We start from the raw sequence: 22,117 nt of genomic DNA, 5'->3' as shown, positions 1-22,117 counted from the left end.
TAAAATGCCAGACTCTTTTTTTATAGGTTAAAATTTTTCTTGTTGTTCAATTTAAAACCTGTATGAGTAATATCTTTTTTTGTTATCTCTGTCAATTACTTCTACAATTACTCTCCCCCTGATCCTAATTAAAATTTCCTCTAAATCCTCCGGTTTTTCTATCTTATAATTATTGATCGCCACAATTACTTCTCCCTCTTTTATATCCATGTTGTTAATCAGTCCCCGCTCTACCTGTTTCACTCTTATACCACTTTCGATTCCAAGTCTGGTTCTTTCCATTTTGGGGACTACTTCAAAGGTGGCTCCAAGTTTCTCTGCATTGTAAGTGATTTTCTTTACGATCCCGGTTGTTCCTTCCACATTGGTGAGAATTATATCTTTAACGTAATTTTCCTTTCCTCTCTTGTATTTGATCTTAATTTTATCCCCAGGCCTGTAAAAACCAAGCTGTTCATCAAATAAAGCCCTTGAATTTATTTTATTTTCGTTTATTTCCACTATAATATCCCCTTTTTCAATGCCTACCTGAGCAGCAGCACCTTCCGGTTCAATAAAAGTGACCACTACCCCATCCAAATCACTGGTTCCCAACTGGTTGGATAAATCTTCATCCAAATCTACTACTTCAGCACCTATAAAAGCTTTTTGAACTTCCCCATACTGCTTCAAATCACTTACTACTTTGGTGACTATATCTGAAGGCACCGCAAATCCATAACCAGCATAAGAACCAGTTCTGGAAAGTATGGCAGTATTAATGCCTACCAAATGTCCATCTAGGTTAACCAGGGCTCCACCACTATTTCCCGGGTTAATTGCAGCATCCGTTTGGATAAAAGACTCTATGGGAAAAATATCTTCCAGAATATTAATTCTTCTTCCTTTCGCACTTACAATTCCTGCTGTAACGGTAGATTGCAAATTAAATGGATTACCCACAGCGAGAACCCACTCGCCTACATTGAGGGTTTTCGAACTGGCTACCTTTATAAATGGAAGGTTTTTGCCATCAATTTTTAACAAGGCCAGGTCAGTAGAAGGGTCTGTCCCAATTAATTCGGCCCTATAAGATTTTTTATTGAAAATAACTTCTATTTCATCAGCGCCATCAATCACATGGTTATTGGTAACAATGAAACCATCTTTGGAGAAAATCACTCCAGAACCTGATCCTGCTACTCGTCTTTGAGGTTGTCTGTTGTAAAAATACATGTCAAACCAACTGTATCTTTCTACATCCTGCTTGGAAATAGTTTTGATATACACCACACACTCAGTACTGATTTTGGAGGCGTTTGAAAAGTCTATATTCTCATATATTGCAGATCTTGAAGGAGTAGATGTAAAAGTGGCAATTCCATTACTATCCGATTCGGTAAATTCCGTTTTTTGGAATTGAGGACTAACCGGAGGATTAAAATAAAAAAATGAATATCCTCCTAAAAAACCTGCTCCCAAACTCAATACAATGTTCAATAAAATTTTTCTCATATACTTACCTGATTTATCTTTATTGATTTTAGTAAAGGTAAAAAAATAACTTCCAGTTTTCTACTTGTTCCATTAACCCAATTAATAATTGTTTTTTGGTTTTACAATGCTGCCTTGCACCTTCTAAAAGTATCTTCCAGAACAAAAATTAAATACCCATAAAATTGCACATTACTTTTTCCACTCTAAGTAGTTGGGCAGCAATAACAACCTTTTAATTTTCCGCTACTAATTGATATTGTGGTGAAGTTTTTCAACATTAAAAAAGTACAGGTACTTACCTATATACTAGTTCGTAAATTTATTTTTGTAAAACAACCTATTAAGTAGACCACCAATAATTAAACCTTCAAAAAAATTGTGTCAAAAAGTCATTGAATAGTAATTTGCTTGAACTTTTGACATAAAAAAACACTTGCTAAAAACTAGCAAGTGTTCTCATTAGTAAATTTATTTTAAGAATCTTAAGCTAAGGCTTCTTTTACCTTTTCAGCAGCATCTTTTAAAAGAATTGCAGAAACTACTTTTAAACCTGATTCATCAATTACTTTTTTAGCTTCCTCAGCATTAGTTCCCTGAAGTCTTACTATAATTGGAATGTTGATATTACCAATATTTTTGTAAGCTTCCACTACTCCTTTGGCTACACGGTCACATCTTACAATACCACCGAAAACATTGATCAAAATAGCCTTTACATTAGGATCTTTCATAATGATTCTGAAACCAGCTTCTACCGTTTGAGCATTTGCGGCACCTCCTACATCCAGGAAGTTGGCAGGCTCTCCACCAGATAATTTAATCATATCCATTGTAGCCATGGCCAAACCAGCTCCATTAACCATACAACCCACATTTCCATCTAGTTTCACATAATTCAGGTTAGATTCACCAGCTTCTACTTCAGTAGGATCCTCTTCATTAATATCGCGCATTAAAGCCAAATCCTTATGTCTGTAAAGTGCGTTATCATCAAGATTTACTTTGGCATCAACTGCAATGATTTTATCATCAGAAGTTTTTAGCACAGGGTTAATTTCGAACATGGCCGAATCTGTTTCGTCATATGCTTTGTAAAGCGCCATGACAAATTTCACCATTTCCTTAAATGCCTTGCCTGATAAACCAAGATTGAAAGCAATTTTCCTTGCCTGAAATCCTTGTAAACCAATCTTAGGATCAACTTCTTCTTTAAAAATTAAATTCGGTGTTTTTTCAGCAACTTCTTCGATATCCATTCCTCCTTCAGTAGAGTACATGATCATATTCCTGGAAGTAGCCCTGTCCAAAAGCACACTGATATAGAATTCTGAAGTTTCGCTTTCACCTGGGTAATATACGTCCTGGGCAATAAGTACTTTATGCACTTTTTTCCCCTCAGGTCCGGTTTGTGGAGTTACCAACTGCATGCCTAAAATTTTGTTGGATAGTTCCTTCACCTCATCAAGAGATTTGGCAAGTTTTACTCCTCCACCTTTTCCTCTACCACCTGCATGAATCTGAGCTTTTACAACCCACCAGCCTGTACCGGTTTGCTCTTTTAACTCTTTTGCAGCGTCCACCGCTTTATCAGGAGTATCGGCAACTATGCCTTCCTGAATTGCTACACCATATTTTTTTAATGTCTGCTTTGCTTGATACTCGTGAATATTCATTTTTTTTGAATAATTTCTATCTAATTAAAATAGGATAATAAAATAGGTATGATTTGATAATACAAAACTGAAATTAGTTGAAGAATTAATAAGTTGTTTGCTAATTGAAATTCAAATACTTATAATTTCACCTCCAAAACCAATAGCAATTTGCTTCAAAAGCGGCCCAAATATAATTAAAAAGGTCTGGAATCCTTTAATAACCTAACATTTTTATAATAAAGGTTAATGTTAATTTCCCCCTTAGGATAAGTTTTTACTTCCCATAAGTTTTACAATAACCTCTGCCCCATTTACCTGCTCTAAAATCACCTTTAGCAATACCATCAAAGGCACTGACAAAATCATCCCTGTAACCCCCCACAAGTAACCCCAGAAAACCAAACCAAGCAAAACTGTAATGGTATTTAAAGAAAGGCGACTACCCATAAGTTTAGGCTCAATCACATTCCCAAAAATCATCTGGACAGCAAATAATACAGGAATAAAAACAAGGAGAGTAGTAAATGATTCAAATTCGATCAACCCAAGTAATACAGGAGGAATGGTAGCAATGATCGACCCTACAGTTGGAATAAAATTTAGTATAAATGCTAAAAAACCCCAGAATAGGGCAAACTCCACCTTGAAGATCAAACAAACGAGCCAGTAGCCAATTCCAGTTGAAAGGCTCATGAAAAACTTCACTTTGATATAAGTGGAAACTGATGTTTTTACCTTTTCAAAGCCATTTAATAATTTCCCTTCCTCATCAATATCTTCTTCCAGATAAGAAATGTATTTTTCATATTTCAATATGCCACCAAGTAACACCACTAAATAAAGAATGGTCATAAAAAATATGGTGGTAAAGTTCCCAAGTGCTCCGGCAAAATTCCCGGTAGATTTGATTAACCAATCCGCAGAAATAAGATTTTTAATGGTGAGGATAAATTCATCCGCAGAAAGTCTAAGGTCGGTGAAGGAATTAATCCATCCCAATAGACTATTGAGTCGCTCATTTATATTTTGCAACAATACATCCTGTTCTTTAGAAAGCTCATTCCAGGTACCTACTACTAAGGCTCCCACCAGGTAGATAATGCCCACCGTAATTGAAGTAATTAGGACCATACTCAATCCAAAAGGGAGCTTTTTGCTGTCCAGCCAGGCCAATATGGGTTGTAACAAAATAGCAATAAAGATTGCCAAAGCCAGAGGAATGAGCATTTCAGCTAAAATAAAAATCAGGTAAATGATCAAACAAAAAACAAAGATGATCATGATTGATTTGATGGTCCGTATATCTTTTTCCATTTATGAGCAGCGCAATTTTTTTCTAAATATAAAAACTCCTCTGTTTAAATTCATTAAAGGAAAAAGAAATAGAGAAGAATAAATTACACTTCCAGCCAGCGGCTTACCATATCATCTTCAGTTCCTTTTTCTTTCTTATGAAAAAACTCATTGTTTTTAGGATTGTATTCATAATCCTTGCTCCATTCATGAAATTCCCTTGAAAGTTGTGCAATGGCATCCAGAATAAATTGTACTTCTTCATTAGTCATAATCGGATGCACAGACATTCTGATCCAGCCAGGTTTTACGGTTAAATCACCCTGATCAATTATATCGGTAATCGATTTTGACTTGCCTTGGGAAATATCCAATAAATAATGTCCATAAGTACCTGCACAAGAACAACCTCCCCTCACCTGAATGCCAAACCTGTCGTTTAAAATTTTTACTCCAAGATTAAAATGTAAGCCTTCAATATAAAATGAGATTACCCCAAGTCTTTCTTTAATATCCTTTGCCAGCAAATGAAGATTTGGAATATTATCAAGTGTATTGAAACACATTTTCACAAGTTCCTTCTCTCTCTCCTCCATCAATTCTATGCCCATTTTTTCCTTCAAATTAATCGCCAGTGCAGCTTTAATAGTTTGAAGAAAGGCAGGCGTACCCCCATCTTCCCTTGCCTCAATATCGTCAAAATACTTTCTTTGCCCCCAGGGATTAGTCCAGGCTACAGTTCCACCACCGGGCTGGTCAGGCACTTTATTATTATATAAGGATTTGTTAAAAATAAGTACGCCTGGAGTTCCCGGTCCTCCTAAAAACTTATGAGGAGAAAAATATATAGCATCCAGTCTTTCCAGGGGATCATCGGGATGCATATCAATTTTCACATAAGGACCCGAACAGGCAAAATCAACAAAACACATCCCGCCATTTTCATGCATTATTCTGGCAATTTTTGTGTATTCAGTTTCTATTCCGGTTACATTAGAACAGGCTGTTAAAGAAGCAATTTTTGTTTTCCTATGTTGATATCTTTCCACCAGTTCCAGGAAATGATCCTCATTAATCAACCCCTTTTCATTTGGTAAAATACATTCCACATCTGCAATGGTTTCTATCCAGGAAGTATGATTGGAATGATGCTCCATGTGAGAAATAAAAACCACAGGCCGGTCTTCTTCCTCAATTTTCACCTGATTGGCATACTTTTCAGGAATTCGGATGCCCAATATTCGCTGGAACTTATTCACCACTCCAGTCATCCCCGAGCCGGCAGTTATGATGATATCCTCCGAATTGGCATTAACATGCTTTTTAATTTTTTGATGAGCCTGATGATAAGCCTTTGTCATTAAAATCCCGGTCAAGGAAGTTTCAGTATGTGTATTGCCTACGTATGGACCCAATTCTTCCAAAATCTTTTTTTCAATCGGCCCATACAACCTGCCACTAGCAGTCCAGTCGGCATATACAATTCTTTGCTTTCCGTAGGGAGAATCAAATTCCTGATTATAACCTACTACATTTTCCCTAAAAGGCTTAAAATAATCCTCTAAAGAAATTTGTGTTTTATCTGCTGATATCATTACAGGTGTTTTTTTTGGTTGAAAATTATGATTCAACTATTTCTTGTTTATTGGTATAGGTCCGAATAAGGAAAGTAAAACCTTCAATACCCGACCCACAAAAGTAACAATAGTTCTTTACCTAAAATTTAATTTTACTATTTATTATTATGCTCATTAGCTCCAATAACCGCTCCTGTAAAATCCTTTTATTTCCCTACCATTATTTTTTACTTTCCCCAATAAACTAAATGTTCCTAGTATGCTAAAAAATTACCTCACCATTGCCTTCCGAAATATTTTCAGGCAAAAAGTATTCTCCGCCATCAATATTTTGGGGTTGGGCATTGGCATTTCCTGCTGCCTGCTCATTTTTGCATTTGTAAAAGATGAGCTGAGTTACGATACTTTCAATGAAAAATTCGATAGAATTTACAGAATAAATTACCTGGCAACTACTGGAGTTGAACTGGCGAGAATCCCGCCCCCCATTAACCAACATCTTTCAACCACTTTTCCGGAAGTAGAAAATTCTGTAAGAGCATATCCCAGAAACCTGAGTATCAAAATTAAAGACAAATCCAATCCTGAAAATGAATTGGAATTTGAGGAAGAGAGGATTTTTTTCGTGGATTCTGGTTTTCAGGATATATTTACAATGGAAGTGCTTTCAGGGGATGAAAAAAGTTTTTTCAAAGAGCCTTTTACAGCAGTAATCAACGAAGAGATTTCCCAAAAATATTTTGGTGATGAAAATCCAATTGGGAAAATACTCATGCTTCCTTATAATCAGCAATTCAAGGTGGTTGGCTTGGTTAAGGATTTTCCGAGTAATTCTCATATCCATTTTAATATTTTACTGCCCTATGACAACATGTTCGACCTGGAGCCGGAAAATGCCAGAGACCGGATGAGAAATAATCTGGCTCAAAACTGGGTCATTTCACATTCCTACAATTTTGTACTGTTAAAAGAAGGGGCTACACCAGATAATATCAATAATGGATTTGAGGCTCTGGTTAATACCCATGCTCCTGAACAATTGAGACTGGGACAAAAATTTATTCTGTTCCCCTTATCCGACATTCACCTGAAGTCTGAAGCCAGCCTTGAACCAGAACAACAGGGAAATTATCAGTACATCATGGTTTTTATCTCTATAGCCCTGGCAACCCTGATTATTGCCATTTTCAATTTCATCAATTTATCCACTGCACAATCCACTAGAAGAGCCAGAGAAGTAGGGGTTCGTAAGGTATTAGGTGCAAGGAAAAAACAATTGTTCTGGCAATTTCTTGGGGAATCATTTTTAATTGCCTTTTTCGGTTTTTTAGTTGCCGGAGTAATCAATTCTTTTGCTTTACCCGAGATTAATGAACTCACAAACAAAGAATTGAGCCTGGATATTTTTTATGAATGGGACATTCTTATGCTATCCTTTGGAATATTCCTTTTAGCAGGGATTCTTGGAGGAAGTTATCCAGCCATTATTGTGGCTCGACTAAGAACAACCCTGACACTTAAAGGCAAAATTACGGAAGTCAGTAAAAGTAAAATTACCCTCAGAAGGATTCTGGTAGTTTTTCAATTTGTGATCTCCATAATCCTGATCACTGGTACGATCCTAATTTTTAACCAGCTCAATTTTTTAATCAACCGGCCACTTGGGTTCGAAAAAGAGGGCATTATCACCGTACCACTTTTTAGTGCCAATTTAAATGGTGTTTTTGGAGGAATTGATGGTCCCTTCAGGGCAAAAATGAATGCTTTTGAAGAAGAACTCTCCCAAATTCCGGGGGTAAAAGCTACCACTATTTCTTCCAGTTTAATTGGACTTGGGGCTGTTTCCAGAATGACCAGATATGAAGGCCTGGATCCCGATAAAACTGAATTTTATCCTTCTTATTCGGTGGATTACGATTTCATTTCAACTTATGGGCTGGAAATTATAGAAGGAAGAGATTTTGATAAGAATGCAGGAACAGATCATCTGGATGCATTTATTATTAATGAAACTGCCGCCATAAATTTTGGCTGGGAATCTCCTGAAAAAGCCATCGGAAAAAAAATTGAACTTGAAGGAAAGATTGGTTATGTAATTGGCGTACTGAAAGACTTCCACTACATTTCCCTTCGAAATCCTATTGGTGCCATGCTTATGCATGTTAGCGTACCATTTTTTAATTCCTTTTCTATAAAACTTGAACAAAAAAACCTGCCTGAGACCATTGCCTCTATCAATAGTACCTGGACAAAACATTTTCCAGACAAAGTTTTTGAATATGATTTTTTGGATGAAAACCTGAAAATGCTTTATGAGGAAGACGAAAAGCTCGGGAAAATTATTGGGATTTTTGCCTCTCTGGCCATCATAGTTTCCTGTCTGGGCTCCTATGGACTAATTCTGTTTAATGCCCGACAAAGAGAAAAGGAAATTGGAGTGAGAAAAGTGCTAGGGGCAGGCTTATCCAAAATCATCATATTATTATTCAGGGAATTCACTATCCTATTTATAATTGGCATGATCGTCTCAATTCCGGTAACTTACTACTTCGGCAACAATTGGCTGGATGATTTCAATTACCGGGTAGACATAGGCGCAGGTACTTTTGTTTCCAGTGCGGTGCTTACCATTTCCATTATCTGGATAACCATTAGTTACCAGGCAGTAAAAGCAGCACTCATTAATCCAATTAAGTGTTTGAGAGACGAATAATAATTGGTCAAAAAAGATTTAAACAAAAAAAACCATCCCAATATGGGATGGCCTTTATTCATTTTCTCGGTAAATCTAAAAATACCTCAACGAAAACTACTTACCACTAACTAAACCAAACAAACTATACCCTCAATCCTTTTATAAGCATGGGAATGATTGAATTCCCTTTTTATTTCTGAATCAAATATGGATAGAAAACAGATTATTAAAATATTAAATGTAGTGAACAGGTGAATTTCCGGATAAGGGGGAATGATTGGGGAATGGAAATAAAAAAGCACCTGTGAAGATTCACAAGTGCCAGTATATCAGCTCAAAATCTAAAAAACAATTGGAGGAATTACTTTCTGAATTTCTTAGGAGGAGTAATGAAAAAAGTAAAGTTGGCATAAAAACCACCGGGAATATCTGACTCTACAATTTTATCACTGTTTCGAATAAACGGTTTGACAAGATCATAATCCAGGCTTTTTCTGTAACCGGTATCAAAGCTGAACCATAATATGGAAAAGATTTCCCTTTGATAAGAAAGACCCAGTTTTACTTCTGAAATTTCCATTCTCAAATCTTCCCTTTCCTCAGGGCTCAATTGCACATCGGGTACAAAATACCTTCCGCCTTCCACTTCACTAACAAGCGAAACAATACTTTTTTCATTCAGGTTGTGCCTTAGGGCAATCTTTTTTGGCAGTAAAGCTTCTATTCCCCAGTTTTCTCTAAAATTATGATTGTACAATAAGGCGGGATAAATACTTCTTACACCAAGGTTATTACTATAATTGAAACCAAATCCGATTTCCCTGTCATCACTAAACTTATGGCCCAGAAGGGCTGCAAAGGAATATCCAAAGAATTCATGCCGGTTAATACCGGTAAGTGCCTTAAACTCCCCGCTGTAATTAATTCCTGCACGCAACACCAGATATTTTTTCCCCCTGAAAGGTTTTAAAATATTAAGATTGGTTCCTACACTTTTTAGTTCTCTGGTCCCTAAGTCCTGATGTAAAGCATATGGAGAATCACTAGCATCATCATCAAAAATTAATTCTTCTTCATTGTATTTAAAACCAATTACAGCCTTTAAATTATCACTATTCCAAACAGGAACCCTCAATTTCATTTTAATTATTCGCTGGTTATCTACTTCGGAAGTTCCATTCCCAATCTCGGATTTATTTCCTTTGGAAGAAAGCCTGAACTTTGGCGTATTATTATGCTCAAAGGAAATGCCTCTGGAAGGTGACATTCCTGAAATCCCAGGATTACAGAAATCACTTCCAAGCCACTTCACCGTGTGCTTTTTTTGCTGAGCTTTTGTACATGGGCATAATCCTATGATGAAAAGGATCACATAAAGTAATTGTTTGGTTTGGCAATTTTTAAACATAGAAAAATTGGACCTGTTGACTGCTGTGGTATACAATAAATTAAAACTTTAAAAGTAAAGTTGCTTCATGTAGTAGGTAGGAAGATTAAATTATTCAAATTTACAACATATGAACATACACAAAGTTCAGGCTATTAAAAAATTTAGAGAAAAATTTATAGGTTTCCAGGTAAGATTTTACCATAATTTAACAAATTCACACGCTGTTTTTACTTAGTAATGATAATACAATTCTAATTCAAAATCCCCTAATTATAAAGGGTGAATAAATTTTACTTCCCAGAATATCTAACCTGAAATTAAAAAAGTATCTGTTCATATATTAGATTTGCCTCTCAATTTTAATTTGAATGAACGCAAACAAATACCAGAGAATTACCATAAAAATCGGGTCAAATGTCCTTACCAATGAGGATGGATTACCTGACCGGACAATTCTTGAAAATATTACCAGGCAAATCACTGCCTTAAAAAAACAGGGTATTGAGGTCATCCTAATTTCCTCAGGAGCAGTGGCTTCCGGAAAAGGAATTATGAAGCCTTCAAAAAAATTAAATCCGGTTATTCAGCGACAATTGTTTTCCTCCATAGGTCAGATTAAATTAATCCAAACTTATAGAGATTTATTCGAAAAGGAGGGTATGGTTTGCGCCCAGGTGCTGGTAACCAAGGAGGATTTTCGCGATAGAACCCATTACCTCAATATGAGAAATTGCTTCAATGCCCTCCTTGAAAATAATATTATTCCTATAGTAAATGAGAATGATGTAATATCTGTTACGGAATTAATGTTTACGGATAATGATGAACTGGCTGGTTTGGTAGCGGCCATGCTCAATGTAGATGCCTTGTTCATCCTTAGTAATGTGGAAGGAGTATTCAATGGAAACCCGAATGATGCAAATTCCTCTGTAATTCCTGTTTTCGAAAATAAAAACACCGATTTCACACAATTTGTGGTTGCCCAAAAGTCTAATTTTGGCAGAGGAGGTATGGTAACCAAATGCAGAAATGCCCAAAAAGTAGCCAAACTCGGCATAGGTGTGCACATCGCCAATGGGAAAAAAGAAAACATAATCCTGGAGCTTATAAGCCCCAATCCTCCTGGCACTTTTTTTCAACCTCAAAAAGGTACTTCAGACCTGAAAAAGTGGGTTGCTCAAAGTGTCCACTACGTAAAAGGAGAAGTAATTATCAATGAAGGCGCCAAAAAAGCCCTTTCTTCTGAACATACTACCAGCCTGTTGCCTATTGGAATTGTGGAAGTAATCGGGGACTTTAAAAAGGGTGATATTATAAAAATAATTTGCGAAAAGAATGATGAGATAGGGCTCGGAGTGGCAAAATACAATTCGGAAAAAGCAAAAGAAAGAATTGGGCAAAAAAACCATCAGCCACTAATTCATTATGATTATTTATTTCTTTATTAAATTTTCTAAACCTAATAGTGGAGAAAGGATTCCCATCCACCTGAAAATTTAAAAAAATTCATATATTGCGGTAATGAACCCCCAGAAAATATAACTGGTTTAATGTTATTTTGGGTTCTCAAACAATAAATTGCTTATTAATTAAATAATTAGGAAATTTCTAATAACAACTAATTAAATATCGAAAATGAAAGACTTTCCCTGGTTTAAAAATTATCCGGCAAGTGTAGGCCAAGAAATAAATCCAGATTCCTATAAAAATGTAGCTGAAATCATAGAAGAGAGTTTCAATAAATTTGGAAATGCTACAGCCTTTGTTTCTATGGACAAGGCATTATCCTATTCAGAACTGGATCAGCAATCCAAAAATTTTGCAGCTTATCTTCAGGGGCTGGGTTTAAAAAAAGGTGATAAAATTGCCCTGATGATGCCCAATCTTTTGCAATATCCAATTGCTTTATTCGGAGCCATTCGGGCAGGGCTTATTGTGGTGAATACCAATCCTTTATATACGGTAAGGGAAATGACCCACCAGTTCAATGACTCGGGAGCTGAAACCCTGGTGGTATTGTCCAACTTTGCTGCAGGAGTGGAAAAAGCATTACCTAATACCAAAATCAAAAATGTAATCATTACAGATATTGGAGACAGACTTGGAGGATTTAAATCGGTGTTGGTAAATTTTGTAGTAAAATATATAAAAAAGCTTGTACCAGCCTACAACATCCCCCATGCAGTGAGGTTTAATACAGCCATGGCCAAAGGAGCCTCACAAAACTTCACTAAACCTGAAATATCCTCTGAGGATTTGTTATTTTTCCAATATACCGGAGGAACTACTGGAGTTTCCAAAGGAGCCATGCTTACCAATAAAAATATTGTTTCTAACATCCTTCAGATAACAGAATGGATGAATCCTGGCCTGGAGGTCAATAAAGAAGTAGTGATTACCGCCCTCCCACTCTACCACATTTTTGCCCTCACTGTCAATTGCCTTTCAATGCTAAGAATGGGAGCCAAAAATGTGCTGATTGCAAACCCCAGGGATATGCCTGGTTTCATTAAAGACTTAAAGAAATATCCTTTTTCCGTATTTACCGGGGTAAATACACTTTTTAATGGTTTATTGAATCAGCCGGATTTTTTAAATCTTGATTTTAATCATCTAAAAATTGCTGTAGGAGGCGGGATGGCTGTTCAGATGGCAGTAGCCGAAAAATGGAAAAAAACCACTGGCACAGCTCTGGCAGAAGGCTATGGATTAAGTGAAACTTCACCTGTACTTTCCTGTAATCCAATAGATGGAACAGAAAGAATTGGAACAATTGGACTACCTCTACCTAATACCGAGTTAACCATTATGGATGAAGAGGGAAATGAATTGGGTATTGGAGAAAGAGGAGAGATTTGTGCTAGAGGACCTCAGGTAATGAAAGGTTATTTGAATAGAGAAGATGAAACTAAAAAAGTATTTCATGGAGACTGGTTTAGGACCGGAGATATTGGAGTAAAAGATGAAGATGGTTTTTTCAAAATTGTAGACAGGAAAAAGGACATGATTCTGGTTTCCGGATTTAATGTATTCCCCAATGAAGTGGAGGACGAAATAGCCAAACATCCAAAAGTTTTAGAGGTAGCTGCAATTGGAGTTCCCAACGAAAAATCCAATGAAGCTGTAAAAGTTTTTATTGTTAAAAAGGATCAATCCCTCACTCAGGAGGAAATCATAACACATTGTAAGGAATCCCTTACTGGCTACAAGGTTCCACGTCATGTAGAATTTATTGACGAATTACCAAAATCCAATGTGGGCAAAATTTTAAGACGACCACTAAAAGAAAGAGAGGAAGCCAAAAGAAAAGAAACAGAGACCACTTCCTAAAAGTCTTGGATTAAAATAATTTTTAAAACCTTTATTAGTTAATAGCTACTAAAGGTTTTTTTGTTTTTATTAAAATATAAAAATACCTTTGCCAAATAATTAGCTTATCTAGAAAGACTGAGGGATTGGGCCCTTTGAAGTCTTGGCAACCTGAGCATTTAACCATTAACTAATATTTCTCAAGGTGCCAATTCCCATCCGAGATTATCGGAGAAGATAAGAAACAGACCACTTCTGTTGCCTCCCTTTTCTTCATAAGCTTAGTATTTTTTAATTAAAAAACACCTGATAAATATTTAGGGAATTTTTAGGCTATGAGCAACATCAAGGATATTTTAAAAGAAAGAATTTTAGTTTTGGATGGTGCAATGGGAACCATGATCCAGCGACATAAACTGGAAGAGGAAGACTTTAGAAATGAAAATCTAAAAGATCATACTTCCCCCCTGAAAGGAAATAATGATTTACTTTCTCTTACCCGCCCGGATATTATTAAGGAAATTCATGCAGAGTATTTTAATGCAGGAGCTGATATTGTAGAGACAAATACTTTCAGTGGAACTACTATTGCCCAGGCAGACTATAGCCTGGAACATATTATCTATGAGCTAAATTATGAATCGGCCAAAATAGCCAGAGAAGTGGCAGATGAATTTACAGCAAAAGAACCAGAAAAACCCAGGTTTGTAGCTGGTTCAATTGGACCAACTAACAGAACAGCTTCCCTTTCTCCTGATGTAAATGATCCTGGATATAGAGCCATTACTTTCGATCAGCTGGTAAAGGCCTACAAAGAACAAGGGCAAGCCCTCTTAGAAGGGGGTGTGGACATTTTCCTGGTTGAAACTGTATTTGACACACTGAATGCCAAAGCTGCTTTATTTGCACTTTCTGAAGTAAATGAAGAAAATAATACTGATCTTCCAATTATGGTATCCGGCACTATTACCGATGCCAGCGGTAGAACACTCTCAGGCCAAACTACTGAAGCTTTTTTAATTTCAGTGTCCCATATTCCACTTCTTAGTATTGGCTTGAACTGTGCCCTTGGAGCGAAAGATCTTGAACCTTATTTAAAAGTGCTTTCCAAAAACTCCAATGCTTTTGTGAGTGCGCATCCTAATGCCGGATTGCCTAATGAGTTTGGCCAATATGATGAAACCCCTGAAATGATGGGGAAACAAATTGAAATGTTCCTTAAAGATGGGTTGATTAATATAATCGGAGGATGTTGTGGAACTACCCCTGATCATATTAAGGTAATTGCAGAACTTACCGGAAAATATCAGCCCAGACCACTGCCAGAAACTTTACTTGCTTAAGATGATTTTTTCACCTGGTCTTATTTTTTGATTTGAATAAAAATATTAATAAATGACAGTTAATCCTCAAAGACAGCTTCCACCTTTAATGTTGAGTGGACTTGAACCTTTAATCATTACCCCGGAATCTAATTTTGTAAATATTGGAGAGCGAACAAATGTAACGGGATCAAGGAAATTTTTGCGATTGATAAAAGAAGGTAATTTTGAAGAAGCTTTATCTGTAGCACTTGATCAGGTAAGAGGCGGTGCGCAAATCCTGGATGTAAATATGGATGAAGGAATGATTGATGGAAAAGAATCCATGGTAAACTTCCTTAACCTAATTGCCTCAGAGCCAGAAATTTCAAGAATTCCTATTATGATTGATTCTTCCAAATGGGAAATTATTGAAGCTGGACTTAAAGTCGTTCAGGGAAAATCAGTGGTAAATTCCATCAGTCTGAAAGCCGGAGAAGAGGAGTTTAAGTATCAGGCAAAAAAAATTAAAATGTATGGGGCTGCGGTAATTGTAATGGCCTTTGATGAAAAAGGACAGGCTGACAATTATCCGAGAAGAGTGGAAATTTGCGAAAGAGCATATAGAATATTAGTGGATGAAGTGAAATTCCCTCCTCAAGACATTATTTTCGATCCCAATATTTTCCCGGTAGCCACCGGTATGGAAGAGCATAAAAACAATGCGCTGGACTTCTTTAGGGCCACAAAATGGATTAAAGATAATTTGCCCGGAGCCAAAGTAAGCGGAGGAGTTAGTAATGTCTCATTTTCATTTAGGGGAAATAATCCGGTGAGGGAAGCCATGCATTCCGCGTTTTTGTACCATGCGATTAAAAACGGTATGGATATGGGAATTGTAAACCCCACTATGCTTGAAGTTTATGATGAAATCCCAAAAGATTTATTAGAGAAAGTAGAGGATGTACTTCTGAACAGAAAAGATGAAGCCACCGAGAATTTGTTAGAATTTGCCGAAACTGTAAAAGGTTCGGGCAAGGCAAAAGTGGTGGATGATGCCTGGAGAAAAGAAACTGTTGAAAGCAGACTCTCCCATGCACTTGTGAAGGGAATTGTTGATTACATTGAAGAAGATACTGAAGAAGCCAGACAAAAATACCCAAGGCCTCTTCATGTGATTGAAGGCCCTCTAATGGATGGGATGAACATTGTTGGCGATCTTTTTGGGTCTGGAAAAATGTTCCTTCCTCAGGTAGTAAAGTCTGCCCGGGTAATGAAAAAGGCGGTGGCTTATTTACTTCCATTTATGGAACGGGAGAAGGAGGAAATGAAAAAATCCGGGACAATTGATGCAGAAGCCAAAGCACCTAAAATATTACTGGCTACTGTTAAAGGAGATGTGCATGATATTGGGAAAAACATTGTTGGGGTGGTACTCGCCTGTAATAATTACGATATTATTGATATGGGAGTAATGGTACCCACAGAAAAAATTATCCAGAAAGCCATTGAGGAAAATGTAGATGCCATTGGTTTAAGTGGTTTAATTACCCCTTCACTCGATGAAATGGTTGGTGTAGCTGAGGAGATGGAGAAAAGAGGCTTGAAAATACCTCTGTTAATTGGAGGGGCCACTACTTCCAGAATTCATACCGCAGTAAAAATTGATCCTAAATACTCCGGCCCTATTGCCCATGTGCTTGATGCTTCTAAAAGTGTACCTGTGGTCAGTAGTTTTACGGCTGAATCGGATGAAGTCAGGAACCGGCAAAAAACCAAGTTCAAGGAAGAATATGCCACTTTAAGGACTGATCATGCCAAGCGTCAGGAATCCAAAGTTTATATCTCTCTTGAAAATGCCAGAAACAATAAAACTCAACTGGACTGGCCAAACCAGAAAATTACAAAACCTTCATTTTTAGGCACCAGAGTTTTCAGGGATTTCTCTCTGGAGGAAATAGTGAAATTTTTCGACTGGACGCCATTTTTCCAATCATGGGAACTGGCTGGCAGGTATCCTAAAATCCTGGAAGACAGAGTAGTTGGTCAGGAGGCTCAAAAACTGTTTAATGATGCCAATGAGCTTTTAGATAAAGTGATCAGAGAAAAGTCATTAAAAGCAGATGCGGTAATAGGATTCTTTCCTGCCAATTCAATTAATGATGATGATATTGAAGTCTATCAGTTTAACCAGGAAACTTTTGAGGAAGACAGAACAAAAGTGGCTGAAGTTTTACATCATTTGAGACAGCAAAATAAGAAATCAGAAAAAACCACCAACTTTTGTCTGGCAGATAATATTGCCCCAAAAGAAACCGGAATAAGTGATTACATTGGGGCATTTACAGTAACCTGCCATGGCGCAGAAGAACTAGCTAAAGAGTTTGAAAAAGATCATGATGATTACAACAGTATTATGATCAAAGCCCTGGCCGATAGAATCGCAGAAGCATTTACAGAGTGCCTTCACCAAAAAGTACGAACTGAACTTTGGGGTTATGCCAAAGGAGAAGCACTTGATAACGAATCGCTTATCAGGGAAAAATATCAGGGTATACGACCAGCACCGGGGTATCCGGCCTGTCCTGATCACCTGGAAAAAGGTACACTTTTTAAAATGCTTAATGCTACGGATAATATCGGTCTGGAACTTACGGAAAGTTTTGCCATGTATCCGGCTGCAGCGGTAAGTGGTTGGTATTTTGCCAATGAAAACTCACGATATTTTGGATTAGGCAAAATCAAAAAAGATCAGGTAGAGGACTATGCCAAAAGGATTGGAAAGTCAGTTGAGGAAACCGAAAAATGGTTGGGTAGTATTTTAGCCTATTAATTGAATAAAAGTAGTTGGATAAAAATAAATGAATCCATTGGGGCTATAACTGTTTGATAATGAGACAGCATTTCTCCCTACAAATGAACCAGGAATGAAATTCTGGTTCTTACATTTTTTATGAGAGCCCTTTTATTTTTTTAGAAGGGCTTTAATTTTTAGCCATATATTTGTCATTTTTAGCTTTTTGTAGAAACCATCTCATTAAATGAATCGAAAATTAAAAGTAATAATCGCCCCTAATTCATTTAAAGGAAGTCTTGATGCTCACAAAGCTGCCAACGCCATTGAAGCCGGTTTGCTTAAAGCAAGCTCAGATTTTGAGACAGTGAAACTGCCCATTGCTGATGGTGGAGACCACTTTGCGGATGTTTTGGTAAAAGCACTTGGCGGACAAATGAAATTGGTAGAAGTTTCAGGCCCATTGGGAAATAAAGTTCAGGCAGCATATGGAATCACTCCTTCAGGTACCGCAATTATTGAAATGGCAAAAGCTTCCGGTCTTGCGCTTTTAAAGACGGAAGAACTGGATGCCCTGAATGCCACCAGCTTCGGAACTGGAGAATTAATGAAGGCGGCAATTAATGAGGGATGCAAAGAAATTATTTTGGGAATTGGAGGAAGTGCTACCACCGATGCAGGTGTTGGCATATTACAGGCATTAGGGTTCAGCTTTTTAGATAATGATGGCAGGGAAATCCCATTTGGTGGTGGAAATCTACAAAAAATTAACAAAATCGATGATGATAATGTTAGTAGGGATGTAAGGGATTGTAAGATTAAAATTGCCTGTGATGTAGAGAATAAAATTATCGGTGAATCAGGTTCGGCAAGGGTATTTGGACCTCAAAAAGGGGCCAGTCCCGAGCAGGTTTCTATGTTGGAGCAAAACCTGAAACACTTTGTAGAAGTTTCAAAAGCATTTACCGGGAAAGATTTGGCTTCAATTGATCATGGCGGTGCAGCTGGGGGAATTTCAGCAGGGCTAAAAGGTTATCTGGATGCCGAAATTTGCAACGGAATTGATTTGGTGATGGAAATTCTTGAATTTGAGAAACACCTGCCAACTGCTGATATTGTGATTACAGCAGAAGGCAAACTGGATTTCCAGACACTAGATGGCAAAGGCCCTTATGGCATTGCCCTGAAAGCCAAGGAAGCAGGTAAAATGGTCATTGCTTTTTCGGGAAACATTCCACCGGAAGAGCAGGAAAAATTTAAGGCTTTTGATGCCCTCTTTGCCATCGAAGATAGTCCAATGAGTTTGGAAAAAGCGATGAAGGAAGGGGAAAGACTTCTGAGAAATTCAGCCTTTCAGGCGGGATCTCTTATTATGACCAGTAGCAAATTAGGTTTTTAAATCTAATAAGACAGGATCAAAATTTATATTATTTAGGGAATAGCATTATATTTTTATTAAATTACCAATCAGGAAATTACTTAGAGAATTTTCATTTTTCACCTGAATTAATCCATTTTCTATCATTTTTCGCAAAAATTAGGGTGGAATAAATTTCAATTTTTAATAAAAATACCTATTCAATTCTTTGAGCAAATTAATTTTGTCAAATTAGATTTTATTAAGAATATGTTTACTTTTGTGTAAAGTTTAAAAGCTAACTTGAAGTTGTGGACAAAATCAAATTAGAAATATTAGGATTATCGGCAAGTCATTCTCAATCAGGTTCATTTGCTTTGGTTTTAGGAGAGGAGTTGGGGAATAGAAGACTGCCCATAATTATAGGGATGTTTGAAGCTCAGGCTATTGCCATTGAAATGGAAAAGATTGTTTCTAACCGGCCAATGACTCATGATTTATTTAAATCTTTAGCCATAAATTTTGATATAGATGTGCATGAAATCATTATTTCCGATTTAAAGGAAGGTGTTTTTTATGCCAAAATTATATGTAGTTTCAGAGATGGCTCCAATTTTATTGAACTGGATGCCCGTCCTTCTGATGCGGTTGCCATTGCGCTTAGATTTGATGTTCCTATCTATGCCAATGAAAATATTCTGGAAGAAGCGGGGATTGTATTAAATGAGGAAGACGAAGGAAACGAAAAACCTGCCAAAAGCAAAAAATCTCCTGTGGTAAAGGCTAGTCAGGATAGTGAACCACTAGATACCTCCCAACTTAACTCTATATCAATAGATCAATTAAAATCCATGATGGAAGCCGCCCTCACCAAAGAGGACTATGAAAAAGCGGCCAAAATTAGAGACGAATTAAACAGAAGACAGGCCTAGTCTGAGAAAATTTATCTTTATACAAAAAACCATCTGAACTTAAATGATTAAAAATGTAGTTCAGATGGTTTTTGAATTTAATAACTTATATCTTTTGTTTTTTAGGCCTCATGGGTTTTACATTTCCAATACTAAAATCTACATCCTCAGCTCCATGAGTCATTTTCTTCAATTTCCTTAAGAAAGCTAATAAGAGCAGTCCAAATAATACGGTGAAAAGAGTAATCAATAAAAATGTTTTCAACTCCCTTTGATTTTGGATTTCCTCCACTATAATTTCCCCGTTATATTTATCTTCCTCCTCATCAAAATCAAACTTCAGGGTAGCATGGCCATTTTGTGCTGCGGTTAATTGCTCTTCTTTTAATAAGGTTATCAATCTTTCTTCATTCTCAGTATCTAGTGAGATCAGCGAGTTTATGGGTTCATCCTTTTCCAAATCTTTTAATACAATTTCATCCCCCTCCAAAAACAATTTTGCCCTAACTGAAAAATCTTCTTTTTTCTCTATAGCTTCAGGGGCCACAAATTTATTAATTTGCTCATTAGTGGCCACCATTTCCATTTTTACCGACTCCATTTGTGAAGCCTCCCCAATTGCTCCTGCCATTTTATTTCCCAAACCTGTTGCAGCCCAATAAACACCCATCATAATAGCCACATATCTTGCAGGCGCCAGCTTTGTAATAAAAGAAAGGGAAACAGGAGATAAACTCAATTCCCCAACCGTATGGAATAAATAGGCTAATATCAACCAGATCATAGCTCCTTTTCCAAAAGGTTCAGCTCCGGCTTCCAGAGATGCAGCAGCCATGCATAAAAATCCCAACCCCATAATTATGGTTCCTATTGACATTTTAAAAATGGCTGACTCTTCTTTTCCCTTTAACCTTCTGACTACCCAATAGCCAGCCACAGCAGTTCCCAGCGTGATGATAAAAAAGGAGTTGACTGATTGAAAAATAGACGCTGGAATTTCCCAGGAGAAAAACATGCGGTTTATTTTATCCTTGGCATATATATTCATTAATCCCCCTGCCTGTTCGAAAGCTCCCCAGAATACTATTACAATCAGAAAAGAAAGCAATAACACTGTTACCCTATCCTTTTCAATATCATTTAGTTCTTTGAAAATAACAATTCCTGCCCCCACAGCTATTCCACCAAATACTACCAAAATTCCACCTCCAATACTTCCATAGAAAGTCATCACTCCACCTAACCCAATCAATAGGACCATGACGATGGTAGCCAATACATCTTTAAAAATTTTACTCAAAATTCCGGATCCAGCATTTTCGGAATTTATTTCTGTGGGAATAAAATCCCCAATTCCCTTCAAATATTTCTGCCCGTATAAAAAAACCAGTTGTCCAATAAACATTCCTATTCCTGCCAGCCCAAACCCGTAATGCCAACCAATTCTTTCCCCCACATAGCCCACAAATATTGGGGATAAAAATGCCCCAATATTTATTCCGATGTAAAAAATTGTAAATCCTTTATCTCTTCTGATATCTCCTTTCTTATAAAGTCCGCCAACCATGGTGGAAATATTGGGCTTTAAACACCCAACACCTAGAATGATAAAGGCCAGACCGGTAAAAAATGCCCAATCAGCCTCTACTGCTAAAATGCCATGCCCAATTACCAGCAGCCATCCTCCCAGCATCACCGATTTTTTTTGCCCTAAAAATTTATCTGCTAAAATACCTCCTGGAACCGACATCACATAAACCAACATGGTGTACCAACCATATAACGCCAGTGCATCTGCATTGGACCATCCCATACCACCAAGAGGCCCTTCTTTTACACCAGCTACAATATACAATACCAAAATGGCACGCATTCCATAATAACTAAATCGCTCCCAAAGCTCTGTAAAGAAAAGTATATATAATCCTACAGGATGTCCCAAAAACTCCCTTTGCTGCGGTACTTGATTTTCCATTTTCCTTATTTTCTGTGTTTTATGTTGTTTTAATAAATTGCGGTATTTGTTGTTTTGGATAAAAATATATAATTATGGGCAACCTCTGCGGATTTTCGCTTAGAAACTTTCGCTGAACCTTCAGGAAGCCTACATCTTTTCATCTGGTAGGTATTCCATTTGTAATTGGCTATTTTTCAATTTATAATCAAAAATATAGAGGACTTTAAAACTGATTTTACTTAGTCAATCAAGGAAAAACAAAGCTACGGGGTCCGGTGGTAACCATTAATATTATCTTTGGGGCTAAGAAAAACCAGCAGTGATAATTCACTCTGAATTGTTGTTTTTTGATATTTCTTAGGAAGATTCTTTTGTTTTCATTAAATTAAATGACTACAATTT

13 protein-coding genes and 1 riboswitch are annotated in these 22,117 nt (G+C 36.9%); of the genes, 7 read left to right on the top strand and 6 right to left on the bottom strand.

Features of this window, described 5'->3' with window-relative positions:
* Window positions 1–51: 51 nt before the first annotated feature.
* From A3EM_RS0105390 to A3EM_RS0105375, 4 genes are all read right to left on the bottom strand, one after another.
* On the bottom strand, window positions 52–1,494 hold the full coding sequence (locus tag A3EM_RS0105390) for a S1C family serine protease (RefSeq protein ID WP_020527152.1): 1,443 nt from the start codon (window positions 1,492–1,494) through the stop codon (window positions 52–54).
* 464 nt (window positions 1,495–1,958) lie between these two features.
* The gene (gene sucC, locus A3EM_RS0105385) at window positions 1,959–3,149 is read right to left on the bottom strand and encodes an ADP-forming succinate--CoA ligase subunit beta (protein WP_020527150.1); all 1,191 of its coding nucleotides are present in this window, start codon (window positions 3,147–3,149) and stop codon (window positions 1,959–1,961) included.
* A gap of 243 nt (window positions 3,150–3,392) precedes the next feature.
* The gene (locus A3EM_RS0105380; RefSeq protein WP_020527149.1) at window positions 3,393–4,445 is read right to left on the bottom strand and encodes an AI-2E family transporter; all 1,053 of its coding nucleotides are present in this window, start codon (window positions 4,443–4,445) and stop codon (window positions 3,393–3,395) included.
* Window positions 4,446–4,528: 83 nt separating this feature from the next.
* A complete protein-coding gene (locus A3EM_RS0105375) occupies window positions 4,529–6,019 on the bottom strand; it encodes an aminotransferase class V-fold PLP-dependent enzyme (protein WP_020527148.1) in 1,491 nt (496 codons plus the stop codon).
* A gap of 241 nt (window positions 6,020–6,260) precedes the next feature.
* Here A3EM_RS0105375 and A3EM_RS0105370 point away from each other — a divergent pair, with 241 nt between their 5' ends.
* Window positions 6,261–8,714 carry an ABC transporter permease gene (locus A3EM_RS0105370; protein ID WP_020527147.1) on the top strand — a complete coding sequence of 818 codons (2,454 nt, stop codon included), beginning with the start codon at window positions 6,261–6,263 and terminating at the stop codon, window positions 8,712–8,714.
* Between the two features lie 343 nt (window positions 8,715–9,057).
* Here the strand turns inward: A3EM_RS0105370 and A3EM_RS0105360 are convergent, their stop codons facing one another.
* Entirely contained in the window at window positions 9,058–10,140 is a 1,083-nt protein-coding gene (locus A3EM_RS0105360) for a DUF6268 family outer membrane beta-barrel protein (RefSeq protein ID WP_211211943.1), read from the bottom strand.
* Window positions 10,141–10,454: 314 nt separating this feature from the next.
* On the opposite strand from A3EM_RS0105360, the gene proB reads away from it, so the two are divergent.
* The 6 genes from proB to A3EM_RS0105325 all read left to right on the top strand — a co-directional run bounded on the left by proB (window position 10,455) and on the right by A3EM_RS0105325 (window position 19,779).
* Window positions 10,455–11,534, top strand: coding sequence for a glutamate 5-kinase (gene proB, locus A3EM_RS0105355; protein WP_020527144.1), 1,080 nt, complete (start codon window positions 10,455–10,457; stop codon window positions 11,532–11,534).
* A gap of 187 nt (window positions 11,535–11,721) precedes the next feature.
* Complete coding sequence (locus A3EM_RS0105350) at window positions 11,722–13,416, top strand: long-chain-fatty-acid--CoA ligase (protein WP_020527143.1); 1,695 nt, start codon at window positions 11,722–11,724, stop codon at window positions 13,414–13,416.
* 101 nt (window positions 13,417–13,517) lie between these two features.
* A riboswitch (SAM riboswitch) is annotated at window positions 13,518–13,639 on the top strand.
* Window positions 13,640–13,730: 91 nt separating this feature from the next.
* Complete coding sequence (locus A3EM_RS0105345) at window positions 13,731–14,738, top strand: homocysteine S-methyltransferase family protein (RefSeq protein WP_020527142.1); 1,008 nt, start codon at window positions 13,731–13,733, stop codon at window positions 14,736–14,738.
* Window positions 14,739–14,790: 52 nt separating this feature from the next.
* The gene (gene metH, locus A3EM_RS0105340; protein WP_020527141.1) at window positions 14,791–17,529 is read left to right on the top strand and encodes a methionine synthase; all 2,739 of its coding nucleotides are present in this window, start codon (window positions 14,791–14,793) and stop codon (window positions 17,527–17,529) included.
* Between the two features lie 208 nt (window positions 17,530–17,737).
* Complete coding sequence (locus A3EM_RS0105335; protein WP_020527140.1) at window positions 17,738–18,889, top strand: glycerate kinase; 1,152 nt, start codon at window positions 17,738–17,740, stop codon at window positions 18,887–18,889.
* Window positions 18,890–19,158: 269 nt separating this feature from the next.
* Entirely contained in the window at window positions 19,159–19,779 is a 621-nt protein-coding gene (locus A3EM_RS0105325; protein ID WP_020527139.1) for a bifunctional nuclease family protein, read from the top strand.
* Window positions 19,780–19,864: 85 nt separating this feature from the next.
* On the opposite strand, the gene A3EM_RS0105320 is transcribed toward A3EM_RS0105325, so the two are convergent.
* Window positions 19,865–21,733, bottom strand: a complete 1,869-nt coding sequence (locus A3EM_RS0105320) for a peptide MFS transporter (protein WP_020527138.1) — start codon at window positions 21,731–21,733, stop codon at window positions 19,865–19,867.
* Window positions 21,734–22,117 lie beyond the last annotated feature (384 nt).

The organism is Flexithrix dorotheae DSM 6795, assembly GCF_000379765.1.
In the GTDB taxonomy this organism is placed as follows: domain Bacteria; phylum Bacteroidota; class Bacteroidia; order Cytophagales; family Flammeovirgaceae; genus Flexithrix; species Flexithrix dorotheae.
This window is presented reverse-complemented; position numbering and strand designations above follow the sequence as displayed.